Annotated in this window: 17 protein-coding genes; 4 read left to right on the forward strand and 13 right to left on the reverse strand. The window is 34.0% G+C overall.

All coding sequences use genetic code 11. From position 1 onward, the window contains the following. Window positions 1-69: 69 nt before the first annotated feature. From AC1RPR_RS07095 to ccpA, 3 genes are all read right to left on the reverse strand, one after another. Window positions 70-804: a YebC/PmpR family DNA-binding transcriptional regulator gene (locus AC1RPR_RS07095; protein WP_481761821.1), complete on the reverse strand. Its 735-nt coding sequence runs from the start codon at window positions 802-804 to the stop codon at window positions 70-72. 108 nt (window positions 805-912) lie between these two features. Further along, on the reverse strand, window positions 913-1,416 hold the full coding sequence (locus AC1RPR_RS07100; protein WP_481761822.1) for a VanZ family protein: 504 nt from the start codon (window positions 1,414-1,416) through the stop codon (window positions 913-915). A 73-nt stretch (window positions 1,417-1,489) separates the two neighbouring features. Next, window positions 1,490-2,491, reverse strand: coding sequence for a catabolite control protein A (gene ccpA / locus AC1RPR_RS07105; RefSeq protein WP_409022763.1), 1,002 nt, complete (start codon window positions 2,489-2,491; stop codon window positions 1,490-1,492). A 231-nt stretch (window positions 2,492-2,722) separates the two neighbouring features. On the opposite strand from ccpA, the gene AC1RPR_RS07110 reads away from it, so the two are divergent. Further along, the gene (locus AC1RPR_RS07110; protein ID WP_481761823.1) at window positions 2,723-3,826 is read left to right on the forward strand and encodes a M24 family metallopeptidase; all 1,104 of its coding nucleotides are present in this window, start codon (window positions 2,723-2,725) and stop codon (window positions 3,824-3,826) included. A 192-nt stretch (window positions 3,827-4,018) separates the two neighbouring features. On the opposite strand, the gene AC1RPR_RS07115 is transcribed toward AC1RPR_RS07110, so the two are convergent. Then, window positions 4,019-4,528 (reverse strand): hypothetical protein, encoded by a 510-nt coding sequence (locus AC1RPR_RS07115; protein WP_409022765.1) that lies wholly within the window; start codon window positions 4,526-4,528, stop codon window positions 4,019-4,021. An 18-nt stretch (window positions 4,529-4,546) separates the two neighbouring features. Next, window positions 4,547-4,945 carry a DUF948 domain-containing protein gene (locus tag AC1RPR_RS07120; protein WP_481761824.1) on the reverse strand — a complete coding sequence of 133 codons (399 nt, stop codon included), beginning with the start codon at window positions 4,943-4,945 and terminating at the stop codon, window positions 4,547-4,549. Window positions 4,946-5,108: 163 nt separating this feature from the next. On the opposite strand from AC1RPR_RS07120, the gene AC1RPR_RS07125 reads away from it, so the two are divergent. Beyond that, complete coding sequence (locus tag AC1RPR_RS07125) at window positions 5,109-6,029, forward strand: mechanosensitive ion channel family protein (protein WP_481761862.1); 921 nt, start codon at window positions 5,109-5,111, stop codon at window positions 6,027-6,029. Window positions 6,030-6,067: 38 nt separating this feature from the next. Here the strand turns inward: AC1RPR_RS07125 and AC1RPR_RS07130 are convergent, their stop codons facing one another. From AC1RPR_RS07130 to cbpB, 3 genes are read right to left on the reverse strand one after another with little or no spacing between them, the layout of a single operon-like run. Beyond that, entirely contained in the window at window positions 6,068-7,213 is a 1,146-nt protein-coding gene (locus AC1RPR_RS07130) for an N-acetyldiaminopimelate deacetylase (protein WP_481761825.1), read from the reverse strand. Window positions 7,214-7,243: 30 nt separating this feature from the next. Beyond that, on the reverse strand, window positions 7,244-7,951 hold the full coding sequence (dapD, locus tag AC1RPR_RS07135; RefSeq protein ID WP_481761826.1) for a 2,3,4,5-tetrahydropyridine-2,6-dicarboxylate N-acetyltransferase: 708 nt from the start codon (window positions 7,949-7,951) through the stop codon (window positions 7,244-7,246). A gap of 27 nt (window positions 7,952-7,978) precedes the next feature. Beyond that, on the reverse strand, window positions 7,979-8,461 hold the full coding sequence (gene cbpB, locus AC1RPR_RS07140; RefSeq protein ID WP_481761827.1) for a cyclic-di-AMP-binding protein CbpB: 483 nt from the start codon (window positions 8,459-8,461) through the stop codon (window positions 7,979-7,981). Window positions 8,462-8,626: 165 nt separating this feature from the next. Between cbpB and AC1RPR_RS07145 the strand changes: the two genes are divergently transcribed. Continuing rightward, window positions 8,627-9,364: an MIP/aquaporin family protein gene (locus AC1RPR_RS07145; protein WP_409022771.1), complete on the forward strand. Its 738-nt coding sequence runs from the start codon at window positions 8,627-8,629 to the stop codon at window positions 9,362-9,364. A gap of 48 nt (window positions 9,365-9,412) precedes the next feature. On the opposite strand, the gene AC1RPR_RS07150 is transcribed toward AC1RPR_RS07145, so the two are convergent. Genes AC1RPR_RS07150 through racE form a run of 3 tightly spaced genes read right to left on the reverse strand, consistent with a single transcriptional unit; the run spans window position 9,413 to window position 11,991 of the window. Further along, window positions 9,413-9,937 carry a YfcE family phosphodiesterase gene (locus AC1RPR_RS07150; protein ID WP_481762414.1) on the reverse strand — a complete coding sequence of 175 codons (525 nt, stop codon included), beginning with the start codon at window positions 9,935-9,937 and terminating at the stop codon, window positions 9,413-9,415. A 1-nt stretch (window position 9,938) separates the two neighbouring features. Next, complete coding sequence (locus AC1RPR_RS07155; protein WP_481761829.1) at window positions 9,939-11,180, reverse strand: XTP/dITP diphosphatase; 1,242 nt, start codon at window positions 11,178-11,180, stop codon at window positions 9,939-9,941. A 1-nt stretch (window position 11,181) separates the two neighbouring features. Beyond that, entirely contained in the window at window positions 11,182-11,991 is an 810-nt protein-coding gene (racE, locus tag AC1RPR_RS07160; RefSeq protein ID WP_481761830.1) for a glutamate racemase, read from the reverse strand. A gap of 161 nt (window positions 11,992-12,152) precedes the next feature. On the opposite strand from racE, the gene AC1RPR_RS07165 reads away from it, so the two are divergent. Further along, the gene (locus AC1RPR_RS07165; protein ID WP_481761831.1) at window positions 12,153-12,641 is read left to right on the forward strand and encodes a YslB family protein; all 489 of its coding nucleotides are present in this window, start codon (window positions 12,153-12,155) and stop codon (window positions 12,639-12,641) included. Window positions 12,642-12,696: 55 nt separating this feature from the next. Here the strand turns inward: AC1RPR_RS07165 and trxA are convergent, their stop codons facing one another. Together trxA and AC1RPR_RS07175 are read right to left on the reverse strand one after the other, a co-directional pair. Next, complete coding sequence (trxA, locus tag AC1RPR_RS07170) at window positions 12,697-13,008, reverse strand: thioredoxin (protein ID WP_409022776.1); 312 nt, start codon at window positions 13,006-13,008, stop codon at window positions 12,697-12,699. Window positions 13,009-13,093: 85 nt separating this feature from the next. Next, window positions 13,094-15,451 carry an endonuclease MutS2 gene (locus tag AC1RPR_RS07175; RefSeq protein ID WP_481761832.1) on the reverse strand — a complete coding sequence of 786 codons (2,358 nt, stop codon included), beginning with the start codon at window positions 15,449-15,451 and terminating at the stop codon, window positions 13,094-13,096. Between the last annotated feature and the right edge of the window lie 12 nt (window positions 15,452-15,463).

Genomic DNA, 15,463 nt, shown 5'->3' on the forward strand with positions numbered 1-15,463 from the left:
TTCATATTTTTATATTTAATTAATTTCTAACTTTTTAAGATGACTTATCTCTTTATTATAGAGAGTATCTTAATCTTCGTCTGCAATATCACCAGCATGGAACACTTCTGAAACATCATCATTTTCTTCCAATGCATCAATCATATGATGGAATTGTTCAATTTTATCTTCCGGTACTGGTACTAGATTTTGAGGAATCATTACTAATTCAAATGTATCTAATTTGTATCCCTTTGCTTCTAATGAAGCACGTACATCTGGTAAATCTTTTGAATCTGTATAGATTTCAAATAATTCTTCTGATGTTTTCAAATCCTCAGCACCAGCATCAATAACATCTTCAAACATAGCATCTTCATCAGTATCTAATTCTTCACGAGAAATAACGATGTAACCTTTACGATCAAACATGTAATTAACTGAACCTGTTTCTCCTAAATTTCCACCATTACGTGTAAATGCAATACGAACTTCTGAAGCAGTCCGATTACGATTATCCGTCAAGGTATGAACTAAGATGGCAACGCCACCAGGTGCATAGCCTTCATATGTAATTTCTTCATAATCTGCACCTTCTGAACCAGACGCTTTATCAATAGCACGTTTAATATTATCTTTTGGCATATTTGCAGCTTTAGCTTTATCAAGCATCAAACGTAATGAGGGGTTCGAATCGGGATCAGGACCACCACTTTTTGCAGCCATGTAAATTTCTCTCGATAATTTTTGGAAAATTTTACCACGTTTAGCATCTTGTGCATTTTTACGACCTTGGATGTTATTCCATTTTGAATGTCCTGACATAATTCCCTACCTCTTTCCGAAATGTTTCTGAATTTTTACTTTTAACCGTTTATTATGATATCAAAATAATAGCTTAATATCAACCTTCTTCACGAGAATAGGACTGAACTAGTTTTCTTTAGCTTTTTTGTGCCGATAGTACATTAAAATTAATATCGTCAAAATTACACCTGTTGTTGCACCAATTGTATCAAGTAAAACATCTTGGATTAAGGGCGTTCTGCCACCTGTAAAACTTTGGTGAATTTCATCAAGTCCTGCATATAGCGCTGCACAAGCAACTGCAATAAGCCCACTGTAACGCCAATACTTAATTTTATTTTTCACTCCCAAGAATATGAAGCTAGCCATAAAGAAATATGTCATAAAATGAGCAGTTTTACGGATGAAAAACTCAACTAATTTAAAATAACCAACATGGTTAAAACTTTCATCTGCTCCAGCATAACTAAATGAAATATGTGACAACATACTTTCAAATGGTTTACCAGCTAAATACTTTTCTAAAAAAGGAATAGATGTCTGCTGCTTGTACGTTTCCGAAGAACTAATAAACAGAATTACAATAATTAATAAGGCTAAAACAAAGTAAATATTATTTTTATTTTTCATAAAATTTCCCATCCAAGTATAATAAAAACTTGATTTTCCAAATATAATTTAGAAAACCAAGTTTTTTATTATATTATTTTGTTGAAGAACGCTTAATTAAGCCATATGGTAATTGGATTGTTTTTTCACTAACTTCTTCTTTATCCATTAATTTTGTTAATAATCTCATAGATACAGCCCCTAAATCGTATAAAGGTTGTGTTATTGAAGATAATTTGGGTCTAACAATCTCAGTCAATTTTGAATCATTACTTGTAATAATTTCAAAATCTTCGGGTACACTCAAACCAGCATCTCGAGCACCATTCAAAACACCAACAGCTAATTCATCATCACCAACAAAAGCAGCAGTTGCATGACTTGAAGAAATTGCTGGCCATAAGGTTTCGCCAGCTCGATATGAATAATCTGTTTCAAAAATTAAGTCTTGATCAAATTTTATTCCGGCTTTTTCAAGAGCTAATTTATAGCCTTTTAGTCGGTATTCGCCATTAATGGGTTCATCCATTGAACCTGAAACAAATGCAATACGTTTATTGCCATTATTAATTAGATCCGTTACTGATTCCATTACAGCTGCAATATAATCAATATTAACACTACCTAATTCTCCAGTAGGATCAACTGAACCTGAAAGGACAACTGGTGTACGACTTCTCTTAAGTTCAGCACGTAATTCATCAGTAATTTGATTTCCCATAAAAATAATACCATCAACTTGTTTAGCTAATAATGTATTTAATACTTGCACTTCTTTTTGACCATTTTGATCAGAGTTAGCTAAAATAATATTATATTTATACATTGTTGCAACATCATCAATTCCACGAGCTAATGATGAAAAGTAAATATTAGTTACATCGGGAATAATAACCCCAACTGTTGTCGTTTTCTTACTTGCCAATCCTCTAGCAACAGCATTAGGTCTGTAATCAAGTCGATCAATAACTTCCAAAACTTTTTTTCTTGTTGCAGGTTTAACGTTAGGGTTACCGTTAACCACACGTGAAACAGTTGCCATTGAAACAGCTGCTTCTCTTGCTACGTCATAAATTGTAATTGTTTGTTTATCCATTAGTATTATTTCCTCTCATTACTTAAATATCAAGTTTTCATTCCGTTTTCAAGCACTAGAATAATTTAGCAAATTTTTAAGACAATTGCAAGCGTTTTTACCTTATTTTCATGAAAATAATTTTTATATTATGAAAATTTCAATTTTTAATTGTTATGAAAATTTCAATATTTAATTGTTATGTCTTACTTATGCTATAATACAGTATACTATTGTAAAGGGAGAGATTTCATGTCACATATTGCATCTTTACAACAATGGCTTGCCAATAATGGTACTGACATTGCTTATATCAACGATCCAATGAGTATTCAATATTTTACCGGTTTTGAAAGTGATCCTATTGAGCGCGTTTTAGCTCTCTTTGTATTTCCTGATCAAGACCCATTTTTATTCACACCCGCTCTTGAAGTCGAAGCTGCCAAAGATACCGGCTGGAAATATCCCGTTTATGGTTATCTTGATCACGAAGATGCTTTCGCAATCATACAAAGTGAAATAAATAAACGTAAAAATTCACCAAAGAAATGGGCTATTGAAAAAGGCAGCCTAACAGTTGAAAGATATGATGCTATTAGTCGTATCTTCCCAAGTGCTGAATTTGTAGCTGATGCAACAAGCTTTATCGAAACACTTAAAGTAATTAAAACACCAGACGAAATTGAAAAATTAAAAATTGCTGGAAAATGGGCAGATGTTGCTTTTGAAGTTGGCTTTAACGCTCTTCAAGAAGGCAGAACTGAACAAGATGTTGTTGCAGAAATTGAATATGCAATGATGAAAAAAGGAATCATGCATATGAGCTTTGACACTATTGTTCAAAGTGGAAAAAATGCCGCTGAACCTCATGGATTTGCAAAAAAGGATCTTATCCAATCAAATGCTTTAACATTATTTGATTTAGGTGTTATCTCAGATGGTTATATTTCAGATGCTAGTCGTACTGTAGCATTCGGTAAACCAAATGAAAAAGCATTAGAAATTCACAAAGTTTGTCTTGAAGCGCAATTAAAAGCGCAATCTGCTGCTAAACCAGGTATGATTGCGGAAGATTTAGATAAAATTGCTCGTGATGTCATCGTCAAGGCTGGTTATGGTGACTACTTTATTCATCGCCTTGGTCATGGTATGGGACAAAGTGAACATGAATTCCCTTCAATTATGGAAGGAAATAAAATGGAACTTAAACCAGGTATGTGTTTCTCAATAGAACCTGGTATTTACATTCCAGGCGTTGCTGGCGTTCGTATTGAAGACTGCATTTATCTAACTGAAAACGGTAATGAACCATTTACAGTTACACCAAAAACATTAAAAACAATTGAACTACACTAATAAAAATAAAAACCCCTAAAGTTAGAAAACTTTAGGGGTTTTTATTTTTAAATATTCCATAAACTACGAGTCTTAACTAAAATAATAGGTAACCATATGCTACTCCTTTTCGAACAACATGTGGTTACCTATTATTTTAAAGTTAATTAATTCAAATAGTTCGCATTAAAAATTGTGGTACTCATTTTACTTTTATTTTTCGCCTGTCCATCCATCTGGATAAATTGTTTCAGCTTTGCCTTCTGCAGCATCAGCATCTTTAGCTTCGCCAAAAGCACTCTTGCTATCAACATAGATGTCTTCTTCAGCTAAGTCTGAAAACTCATCTGTTAAATCAGTCATTTGTTCAAATATATCGTCTGATTCCATAGCTAATTTGTTTTTCAAATCGTTCTTTGCATTAATTAATGCATCTTTAGCATTAACATACGCATCCTGGCTCATTAATAATTCACTTTTTTCAGAAAATTTATCACTTAGATTATTTTTCATTTCATCAAAATCAACCATTTTATCTTTTAAATCAATACTAGCGTCTTCAGCGTAAGCCTTATACTCTAACACGCGATCACGTACATCTAAAGCTTTTTCTTCCAAATGTTCTTTAATATCTTGTTTCGTTTTTTCAGAAATTAATTTAGAAGCTGTATACGCGGCAACCCCACCTGTAACTACCAATCCTAATAAAAATTTTTTTGACATAACAAACCCCTCCTTGTTTTAAACTTTTCTATTTTTATAAAAACTAAATGCCTTTTTACCAACATTAATGAAAGCTGAAGAATCTTTAGCCCTCTTTGACGTCGCTGAAACGTGTGTCATTAATCCTCGACTTGCATCATTCAAATCAGACACACTTTCACTCAAATCAGCAACAGCCTGAAATAAAGGATCAATTGTTGCTACTTTACCATTTACATCGTCTAATAAAATATTTGATTTTACGAGTATATTCTCAACTTCATTTGATAAGCCATCAACATCGCTGGTAATAGATGAAATACTTTTATTCACTTCTCCGAGTGTTCTCATCATTCTCATAAGAACGAAAATAATGAATAGGACTAAGACCGCGAAAGCAACAGCGGCAATTAATCCTGCAATTTGTCCACCTGTCATAATAATTCCTCCTATTTACTTACGTACATTAATTCAAAATCTACTTATAGGATAGCATTCGAACCTAAAAACTGCAATTGATAACATACGACAGTTTTGTATTTAAATTACACATTAGCCCACATGTTTGCTATGATGATATCAATAAATTAATTTAGGGGTGATCGCCATTTTAAACAATCTTTTTTTAGAGCATTTCACAAAGGACAATTTACTTTTAGGGACATTACTAAAAACCGTTACAAAACAAAGTACTTTCCTTTCACGTTACATAGCTCATATCGATTGGGATGCCATTATTAGTAACCTAGTTGAACTAGTTTTTTCTCTTGTTTTCTTTTCTTTTCTATTTATCCTTATAAATTGGATTGGAAAAAAAATCATTCGTCGGACATTTAATCAATATCGAGGATCCGATAGATATTCAACAAATAGAGTTGAAACAATCAATTCACTAACATCAAATATTTTTCACTATATTATGTTATTTTTTTATCTTTACGCTATTCTGTCGGTGCTCGGTGTTCCCGTTGGTACCTTAATTGCAGGTGCCGGAATCTTAAGTGTTGCTTTAGGTCTTGGCGCACAAGGATTCGTAACTGATGTCGTCACTGGATTCTTTATTCTTTTAGAACAACAATTCGATGTTGGAGATATCGTTAGAATTGATTCAATTGAGGGTCCTATCGTGGCTGTCGGCCTACGTACGACTCAAATTGAAGACTATGATGGTATTTTGCATTTTGTCCCAAATAGAAATATCACAATTGTCAGTAATTTATCTCGCAATAATATGCGAGCAGTTATCGATATCCGAATTGATGTCACTGACGATGTGGATAAAATCACCCATATTGTACAGAACGTTAATGAAAAGTTAGTCCCACTTCATCCCGAAATTAAAGATGGACCAAATATTTTAGGTCTAGTTGATCTTGGCAAAGGAAATTTGGTCTTTAGAGTCGTTGTGTTCACTTTAAATGGTGAACAGGCATCTACTCAACGGACATTTCTTGCCGGTTATCTAACGGCTTTAAATGATGCTCAAATACATGTCTTAAACTCACCTATCTCACTTAACTAAAAAATGACTCAATTATGAAATCATAATTGAGTCATTTTTTAGTTTCTTATTTGTTGATCTCTATCTGTCAAAAAATGGACCATTGCAAGAACACCTGCATCAATTGCAGCTTCTTTAGGCGCCAAAAATTCAGAATGTAGCGAGTAAGGACTATCTACACCCAACCAAAACATTGTTCCAGGTATTTTAGACAATAAAAATCCAAAATCTTCTCCCGTCATTGCAGGTTGTGTTTCAACAAATGAAACTTCTGGATCGTTTTTCATAAATCGAATAAAGTTTTCAGTCCTGCTATCATCATTTTCAACAGGTAGATAACCACCTTGAATGAGGTTTAATTCTACTTCGCAATCGTACATTAATGCGATACCCTCACAAATTGTTTTAACACGTTTTTGAATCAATAAATTCATTTCTTGTGTTAACGCACGAATTGTTCCATTAATCTGTGCTTCACCAGCAATAACATTACCAGTCGTTCCAGCAGTAAATTGACCCAACGTAACAACTCCAGATTGTATTGGATCGACATTTCGACTGATAATCGTTTGTAATTGCGTGACCAACTGTGCACCAGCAACTACCATGTCATTAGCCTGATGTGGGTATGCAGCATGTCCACTTTTTCCGGCTAGGTGTGCATGAATTTCACACGTACCTGCGAACAAAGTGCCTAATCGAGTTCCAATTGTTCCAGCAGGTAATTGTGGATTATCATGGAATGCATAAATTTCATCAGGCATCCACTCATCTAATAATCCACTCTCATAGAGTCGCTTACCACCACTGGCATTTTCTTCTGCTGGTTGAAAGATAAAAGTCATATTTACTGTTGGTTGATTTTCAGAAAAGTAATTTAGAATTCCGAGCGCAACCGTCATATGAATATCATGCCCACAAGCATGCATTCTACCTTCATTCCGTGATGAAAATGGCAGTCCTGTCTTTTCAGTAACAGGTAGTCCGTCAATATCAGTCCGATATCCAATTGTATACCCGCCAATAGAACCAACTACTCGAACTAAAATACCAGTTTCAACTGTTTTAATTACTATAAAACTTTGATTAAATTTTGAAATTAAGTTCAGTAGATAGGCTTGAGTTTCAAATTCTTCTAATCCAATTTCCGGAATTTGGTGTAAGTCCCGTCTGATTTTAATTAGTTCTTCAGTTGTTAAACTCATTTCTATCTGTTCCCTCGTTTCAATTTATTTCTAGATATTACGTAACTCTGCTAAAATTTCTGTTTTATCTTTTGTTTTATCATCGATATCTTTAACTTTTTTTGCGGGCATCCCTACGACTACCGTATAAGGTGCAACATCTTTAGTAACAACAGCTCCAGCACCAACAACGGCACCTTTACCAACACGAACGCCTTCAAGCACGACAACATTTCCACCAATTAAAACGTCATCTTCAATAATAACAGGTGTTGCTGAAGGTGGTTCGACAACCCCAGCAAGTACTGTTCCAGCACCAATATGACAATTATCTCCAACAATTGCACGACCACCTAAAACAGCACCCATATCAATCATTGTTCCCTTACCAATTTCAGCACCAATATTAATGATAGCGCCCATCATGATAACAGCGTTATCGCCAATTAAAACTTGATCGCGAATAACTGCACCTGGTTCAATACGTGCATTAATCTTTTTTAAATCTAATAACGGAACAGCTGAATTACGAGTTTCATTTTCAATATGAGAACTTACAATTTTTGAATTTTCATTTAGGAAAGGTTCAATATCTGCCCAATCACCAAATAAAACGCCAGCTTTATCATTTAAGTAGTCTTCTATCGTATCTGGTACATCGATTTCAACTAAATCCCCTTTAATATATACCTTAACGGGTGTTTTCTTTTTTGAAGTGCTAATAAAATTAATAATTTCGTGTGCATCTAAATTTGCCATCATCATTCTCCTAATATTTCATATTATTTATTTTCTTTCTTTAGTTTCAATATCTTGAACTATATACTCTTTTTCAAATTCATGAGCAATATGATTCATACTTTTCATAAGCTCACGACGTGTCACGATACCTGTAAAACTGCCCTCAGAAGAAACAACTGATAAAAAGGGATGGTCCACAAGTAAGTGCAAAACATTCTCAATATCGTAAGGATCTTGAATAGTGGGAATATCAGTTTCCATAACATCTTTAACACGAACTTCGTGTAATCGGCTGACATCCAATTCATCTAATCCTAACATTGTCTCAGTAATCATAGACAAGGATAACAATCCTTTAAACTTATAATCATTATCTAAAACGGGAATTTTAGCATAATGAACTTTTGTTAAAACCAATAGTGCGTGATCCAGGAAGTTATTTTCTTGTACATTAGCAACAATTTCAGCTGGAATTAAAAAGTGTTCCTGGTTTTCGGATAACATTTTTTCAATAGACTTAGCTATCATTCAATAGGTCCTCCTTCCAAACTTTTAGAACAACTCCTATTTTATAATAAATTGAACGCAGACACTAATTTTTTTTAAAAATCGAGCCAATTATTAATAAATATTTACATTTGTTCGCAATATTGGTAACATAATAAATATTGCGAACAAAAATAGGAGGATACAATGGATTATACATTAACAACAAGATTAGCTGCAGAATTTATTGGTACAGCAATTATGGTTATTTTAGGTAATGGTTCGGTGGCCAATGTCGAACTTGGGCATACAAAAGGACATGGTAGTGATTGGGCTTTAATCGCCTTCGGTTATGGATTCGGTGTTATGATTCCCGCCTTAATCTTTGGTAGTATTTCAGCAAATCATATTAATCCAGCTTTCACTTTAGGATTAGCTTTTTCTGGTTTGTTCCCATGGGGTGAAGTACTTCCCTACATGACAGTACAATTTTTAGGTGCATTCGTTGGACAAGCTATTGTTGTTGCAGCCTACAAACCTTACTATGATCAAACAACTGATCCTGAACGTATTTTAGGTACTTTCTCAACTATTGATGCCGCTCAAAGTAAATTAAATGGTTTTATTAATGAATTTGTTGGTACTTTCATTTTGATATTTGGCGCCATTGGTATTACAAAAGCACCATTTTTCTCCGATAACCTCGGAACAGCTCATCTCGGATTAGGTTTCTTAGTCCTTGTATTAGTTGCATCATTGGGTGGCGCAACTGGCCCAGCCCTAAACCCAGCTCGTGATCTTGCTCCACGTTTACTACATCAACTATTACCTCTTAAAAATAAAGGTAACTCACAATGGGATTATAGTTGGGTCCCAGTCGTTGCACCAATTGCAGCCGGCATTTGTGCCGTTTTCCTATACAAATCACTTTTTATGCTAGCTTAAATTTTAAAAACCTCTAAACGATAAAATTCGTTTAGAGGTTTTTTTTCGCTATTTACGTTTAAACTCGCAAGTTAATTCTGGTATTAATTTATGCTGTCTAGTGAAATATGAGACGTGAACATTTTTTTCGTTTGCTTCTACTATCGCATATGTTCCACCAATCCCTTGATACATCCCTCTAGGAAGACTAATGCTCCCAGGATTTAAAATTAATACGCCATCGTCAGTCATCTCACATCCTAATTCATGAGTATGTCCAAAAAATACGAATTTAGCATGATTAGCCTTAGCTTTTAATTCAAGTGTGAACAGTCCTGTTTTAACGTTAGTCAGATGCCCGTGAGAGAGATAGATAGTTTCCCCGCTCACAATTTCAACTAATTCTTCTGGAAAATTCATATCAAAATCCATGTTTCCTAGGACACCATCAAATTTATTAAAAAGCGGATCATTTGCTTCTAATTCTGAATCGCCACAATGAAAAAATACATCAACTTGATTTTTATTATGTACTAAAATAGATTCTAATATATCACGATCTCCATGACTATCACTCACAACTAAGCACTTCATCTTATTTTTCCCACCAATCATTAAAATTTGACATTAACTTGACGGTTGCACGACCGCGATGACTAATTTTATTTTTTTCTACTTCAGTCAGTTCAGCCATAGACTTATATAATTCAGGTACATAAAAAAGTGAGTCATAACCAAATCCGTTATCTCCACGTGGTATACCCAAAATTTCTCCAGCCACTTCACCGTCTACAACTAGTGACTCGTTACCAGGTTTTGCAAAAACTAACGTTGTATGGAAATTTGCAGTCCTTTTGTCTTTCGGCACGTCAGTCATTTCATGTAATAATTTCGCATTATTCGCAGCGTCATTATGGTCCTCAGCAAAACGAGCAGAAAATATACCTGGTCGACCATCTAAGGCGTCCACCATTAAACCAGAATCATCTGCTAAAACAGGTAATTGTGTTAATTGTGAAATTGTTTCTGCCTTTAATCTTGCATTCTCTTCAAATGTTTTCCCAGTTTCTTCAACATCTGGTAATTCAGGATAGTCCAACAACGTAGTAACTTTAAATCCTAGTGGATTAAAAAAACGTTTAAATTCAGTCGCTTTTCCTTCATTTTTAGTTGCAATTAAAATCACATCTTTTTGATTCTCAATATGTTCATTTTGAATTAAAATGGTTTTCTTCTGCGAATTACCCATTAATTCTGATAATCCTGACATTGCTCCACCTAAAAGTTGCGTTAATTTGTCACCAAGTAAATCAGCATTAGATTTTTCAAAATTCAATTGTAAAAAAGCCCCTGATTCATTTTGAACAATTAATAAATGACTATCGGCTGTTTCCTCTTCTTCACTTGTTAAATCAGCAAATAACTCATCATGAATGAAACCAACATTAATCGCTGAAAATGGTTTTAATTTTTGACCGTTACTCTTTAACAATAAATTTTGAATTGCTACATAACTCGCATTAATAACTGTTGCAATAATATCCCCATCAGCTTGCATGATTTGTACTTGTAAATTAAATCCAGTATCTTTTAATGTTTCTGCCAAGGCCGTCTTAAGCGATGATAAAATCAATTCAATTTTGACATTGCTTTGAGCACTCAACCACTGATTAACGTCTACTTTCAATTCACCAATGTTATCTGTTTCGTTAACTAAAATTGTTACCTTAGTCAAGCCCAACTGGTATTCAATCGCACTATCGACTTCCTTAAGACTTAATTTTGTAATTGAGACTGGTCTAACTTCTAAATTATCTCGATTCTCATTTTTACGCATGTTAGTCTCCCTGTCCTAAATGAATTGTTTTAGAATTTATATTTTCTAATCCTAACCAACCTGATGCAATTTCGTTAAAATCATTCGCATCACCCGTCGTAAAAAATTCATGTTCAATTTTTGCTTCACTTTTAGCCGCAATATTAAAATAATCTAAGATAGTTGAAACATCGTTAACTGTTTCAGCTCCTGAATCAATCAACGTTACTTTATCACCAACCGCATTTTGAATAAAAGGTCTGAGTAATGGATAGTGAGTACAGCCCATGACTAGTGTATCAATGTTTTTATCATCAAAAAAAGCTAACGTTTCATTAACAACTCGTTCAGCGATTTCTGATTCGTATTGATCACTCTCGACAATTGGGACGAACTTTGGACAAGGTAAGCTCGTCACAAATAAATTAGGATTTTTTTCATGTAACGTATTACTATATGCGCTACTTTTAATCGTACCTTCCGTCCCAATAACGCCTACTCTTTGGTTTTTAGATGACTTAATTGCCGCTCTACTTCCTGGTTTTATAACACCAATCACTGGGATTGCTAATTTTTCTCGTAAATCATCCAAGGCAGCAGCCGTTGCTGTATTACAAGCAATCACTAACATTTTTATCCCTTTACTTAACAAAAAAGATGTCATATCCCAAGTGAATTCTAAAACTTGTTCTGAGGGCCGAGGTCCATATGGCATTCTAGCTGTATCACCTAAATAGTATATTTTTTCGTTTGGTAATTGTTTAAGTGCTTCTTTTACAACTGTTAATCCACCAACACCTGAATCAATAAATCCAATTGCTTGATTATTCATTTTCTAACCTCTTTTTCGATTACTTATCAATCTTAATTATGACTTGTCTTTACTCAAAATTCAAGTCTAGTCATTTAACATTAATTTATGAAAAATCAATATCATCTAATCTTAAATAACGGTATAATACTTGTATATTATATATCCAGAGGGAGATCCATATGAAACCAAATTTGATTGAAAATTTATTATCAGCTGACAACAATGATACATTCGCATATGAACTTATTCGCGATAGTTTAATACCAGAAGTAATTGGTACGGATACAACAATTTTATACTGGGTTGGTAAAAAAATGGCCCGTAATGCTAACCTCGCTAATATTGCAGACCTTATTACCTTTTTTGAAAAGGCAAATTGGGGTACTCTTGAAGTGGTTAAAGAAAAAAAAGACAAGCAAACTTGGTTACTATCTGGTAATATTGTTACCTTCAGACAGAATCAGATTAAGTCTGCTGATTTTAACCTAGAAGCTGGGTTTATTGCTGAAACTATCCAAATTCAAAGTGGTTTCACATCAGAAACAATAATTGAAAATCAAAATAATAAATCCGGTGTTTCAATTATTGTTCAAACTGATTTAAAAGATCCTAATATGACAGAACCAACTGACCAATTTCACTTCAAAGTACCAACTGAAACTGAATAATTATCGAATAGATAATTAAAAAGAGCTGACTTTAAAAGTCAGCTCTTTTTAATTACTAAATATATTGTGCTAAAACTTCTTTAACCTGATCTTTTGAATGATAACCGACGATTGTATCAACAACTTCGCCATCTTTTTTAATCATTAAAGTTGGAATACTCATGATACCAAAAGATTGTGCTGTTGCTGGATTTTGATCAATATCCATTTTAGAAAATTTTACTTTATCGCCCATTTCTTGTTCTAAATCTTCAATAGCTGGCGATTGCATACGACAAGGACCACACCATGTTGCCCAAAAATCTGTCAATGTTACACCTGAATCTGTTACTTTTTCAAATTCTTTATCTGTAATTGCTTGTACCATTTGAATTCCCCCTTTTATTATTTATGTGACCATCATATCAAAGAAAATAATACCACGCCACATTTTTGCTTACAAAAAGTAAACGTTACTTGAATTCTACGATAGTTGCGCCATTTCCACCAGCATTGGGTGCTGCAAATTCAAATGACTTAACATGACGATTTGATTTCAAATAATCTGTTATTCCAGTTCTTAAGGCTCCAGTCCCTTTACCATGAACAATAGTAACAGAAGCATATCCAGCAAGTAAAACAGAATCAATATACTGATCAACTTGGCTCATTGCATCATCATAGCGCTGTCCACGAAGATCAAGCGATGTTGAAACGCTTGTTGAAGCCGCATTTTTAAAAATGGTTCTATCCTTTTTATCATTCTCGATATGAACTTTTTGAAGGTCGTTTTCATTAATTTTCATTTTTAGAATACCAAGTTGAACTTCCCACTCTGTCTTACTCATTTTTTTAACTAAAACACCTTGTTGACCATAAGTTTTAACTAAGACATCGTCGTTCACATGGAATTCTTGTTTATTTTTAGCTCGTTGTAGGACCTTATTTTTCTTCAAAGCATTTGTTGGTTGATGCATTTGTGATAATTGTGATTTTGCATCAATTAATTCATGTTCTTTAACAGCTTGTCCTTGAAGCATCTGCATTTGGCGAATTTCTTTTATTATTTTATCTGCATTTATTTCTGCTTCTGCCACGATTTCATTAGCTTTTCCCTTAGCCTTATCCGTCATTGACTCTCTTTGCGCAACAAACTCGGCATACTGTTTAGCTAGGTCATCATGTAATTTCGTTGAATCTTCTAGTTGTGCTTTTAATGCCAGTGTCTCATCTTCTGCCTTTTTTCGCTTACTCATTAAGTCAGAAATCATTTCATTCAAATCTTGGCTATCTTGATTGGTCAAGTTTTGCGCTTGATCAACAACATTTGACGCTAACCCAATTTTACGAGAAATATCAAACGCATTACTACGACCAGGTATTCCAATTAATAATCGATAAGTTGGTTGTAACGTTTCACTATCAAATTCCATACTAGCATTAATTGTTCCAGCACGATTAAACCCATACGCTTTTAATTCGGGATAATGTGTTGTAGCAACTGTATAACTACCTTTTTCTCCAACAGCATCAAGAATTGCAATCGCCAAAGCTGCACCTTCTTGTGGATCCGTTCCAGCTCCTAATTCATCAAATAAAACTAATGAATGTTCGTTAATATTAGCTAAAATAGAAACGATATTAGTCATATGAGCAGAAAATGTACTTAAGCTCTGTTCAATCGATTGTTCATCCCCAATATCTGCAAAGATATCTTCAAAAATACCAATACGACTACCTTCATTTGTTGGAATATTTAAACCTGATTGTCCCATCATCTGAATTAAGCCTAATGTTTTTAACGTAATTGTTTTACCACCGGTATTAGGTCCCGTAACAACAATTGCTTGATAATCTTTTCCTAACATAATATCGTTAGCAACTACTTTTTTACTATCCAATAAAGGATGACGTGCTTGTCTTAAAAAAATGTCATTTTCAACACTAATTGCTGGTTCAGTTGCTTTAATTGAGCTTGCATATTGTGCCTTTGCATTAACAAAATCGAAATGTCCTAAAATATAAGCATTTTCTAAAATTTCTGCTGTAAAAGGTGCAACTAATTCAGATAACTCTGCCAAAATACGACGTTCTTCATCTGCTTGAGCAAGTTGCTGTTCGCGTAAATGATTATTCATCTCGACAATTGCTTGCGGTTCAATAAATAAGGTCTGTCCTGTTGCACTTTGGTCATGAACAGCGCCACCAAATTGACCACGATATTCTGCCTTAACAGGGATAACGTAACGTTCATTTCTAATTGTAATTAATGTTTCACTTAAATATTTAGCACTTTTACCACGCGTAAATTCTTGTAGTTTAGCTCTAATGGCACTTTCCGAGCGTAAAATATTTTGTCGAATATTATGCAATACTGGTGAAGCCTCATCAGTAATGTGACCATCATTTTCAATTGACTGATTCAACCTACGATTAATTTCAGGTAGATTTTCAAGCTTTTCTATCCATTCAAATAATCTCGTTAATTCAATTTCAGAATCTGCTAAATCTTTAAAAAATAATTTAACCTCATTAGTCGTTCGTAGTACACGACCAACAGCAGATAGCTCTTTACCATTCAAAGAAGCTCCCATATCTAACCGTTTCATATGTGGCTTAACGTTGACTAATTGTGGTAAAGGAATGCCACCGCGGAGTCGCAATATCTTCACAGCATCTTGTGTTTCGTCTAAATCCTTTTGGATTTTTTCGAGATTAGTCATCGGCTCTAATGCCTTAACTTCTTCTTGTCCAGATTCAGTAGATATAAATGTTTGAATTTGTTGTTTAACTTTTTGATATTCTAATGTCTTTAATCCTTTTTCGTTCATACTTTAATTCTC

This window comes from Dellaglioa sp. CoH-57-MRSF-22, assembly GCF_056781895.1.

What these genes read in the sequence shown, in the direction of transcription:
- AC1RPR_RS07120 (WP_481761824.1), bottom strand. Translation starts at nt 4,945, where the DNA reads ATGACAGGTGGACAAATTGCAGGATTAATTGCCGCTGTTGCTTTCGCG.
- trxA (WP_409022776.1), bottom strand. Translation starts at nt 13,008, where the DNA reads ATGGTACAAGCAATTACAGATAAAGAATTTGAAAAAGTAACAGATTCA.
- AC1RPR_RS07165 (WP_481761831.1), top strand. Translation starts at nt 12,153, where the DNA reads ATGAAACCAAATTTGATTGAAAATTTATTATCAGCTGACAACAATGAT.
- AC1RPR_RS07155 (WP_481761829.1), bottom strand. Translation starts at nt 11,180, where the DNA reads ATGCGTAAAAATGAGAATCGAGATAATTTAGAAGTTAGACCAGTCTCA.
- AC1RPR_RS07130 (WP_481761825.1), bottom strand. Translation starts at nt 7,213, where the DNA reads ATGAGTTTAACAACTGAAGAACTAATTAAAATCAGACGGGACTTACAC.
- cbpB (WP_481761827.1), bottom strand. Translation starts at nt 8,461, where the DNA reads ATGATAGCTAAGTCTATTGAAAAAATGTTATCCGAAAACCAGGAACAC.
- racE (WP_481761830.1), bottom strand. Translation starts at nt 11,991, where the DNA reads ATGAATAATCAAGCAATTGGATTTATTGATTCAGGTGTTGGTGGATTA.
- AC1RPR_RS07100 (WP_481761822.1), bottom strand. Translation starts at nt 1,416, where the DNA reads ATGAAAAATAAAAATAATATTTACTTTGTTTTAGCCTTATTAATTATT.
- ccpA (WP_409022763.1), bottom strand. Translation starts at nt 2,491, where the DNA reads ATGGATAAACAAACAATTACAATTTATGACGTAGCAAGAGAAGCAGCT.
- AC1RPR_RS07095 (WP_481761821.1), bottom strand. Translation starts at nt 804, where the DNA reads ATGTCAGGACATTCAAAATGGAATAACATCCAAGGTCGTAAAAATGCA.
- AC1RPR_RS07115 (WP_409022765.1), bottom strand. Translation starts at nt 4,528, where the DNA reads ATGTCAAAAAAATTTTTATTAGGATTGGTAGTTACAGGTGGGGTTGCC.
- AC1RPR_RS07110 (WP_481761823.1), top strand. Translation starts at nt 2,723, where the DNA reads ATGTCACATATTGCATCTTTACAACAATGGCTTGCCAATAATGGTACT.
- AC1RPR_RS07175 (WP_481761832.1), bottom strand. Translation starts at nt 15,451, where the DNA reads ATGAACGAAAAAGGATTAAAGACATTAGAATATCAAAAAGTTAAACAA.
- dapD (WP_481761826.1), bottom strand. Translation starts at nt 7,951, where the DNA reads ATGGCAAATTTAGATGCACACGAAATTATTAATTTTATTAGCACTTCA.
- AC1RPR_RS07150 (WP_481762414.1), bottom strand. Translation starts at nt 9,937, where the DNA reads ATGAAGTGCTTAGTTGTGAGTGATAGTCATGGAGATCGTGATATATTA.
- AC1RPR_RS07145 (WP_409022771.1), top strand. Translation starts at nt 8,627, where the DNA reads ATGGATTATACATTAACAACAAGATTAGCTGCAGAATTTATTGGTACA.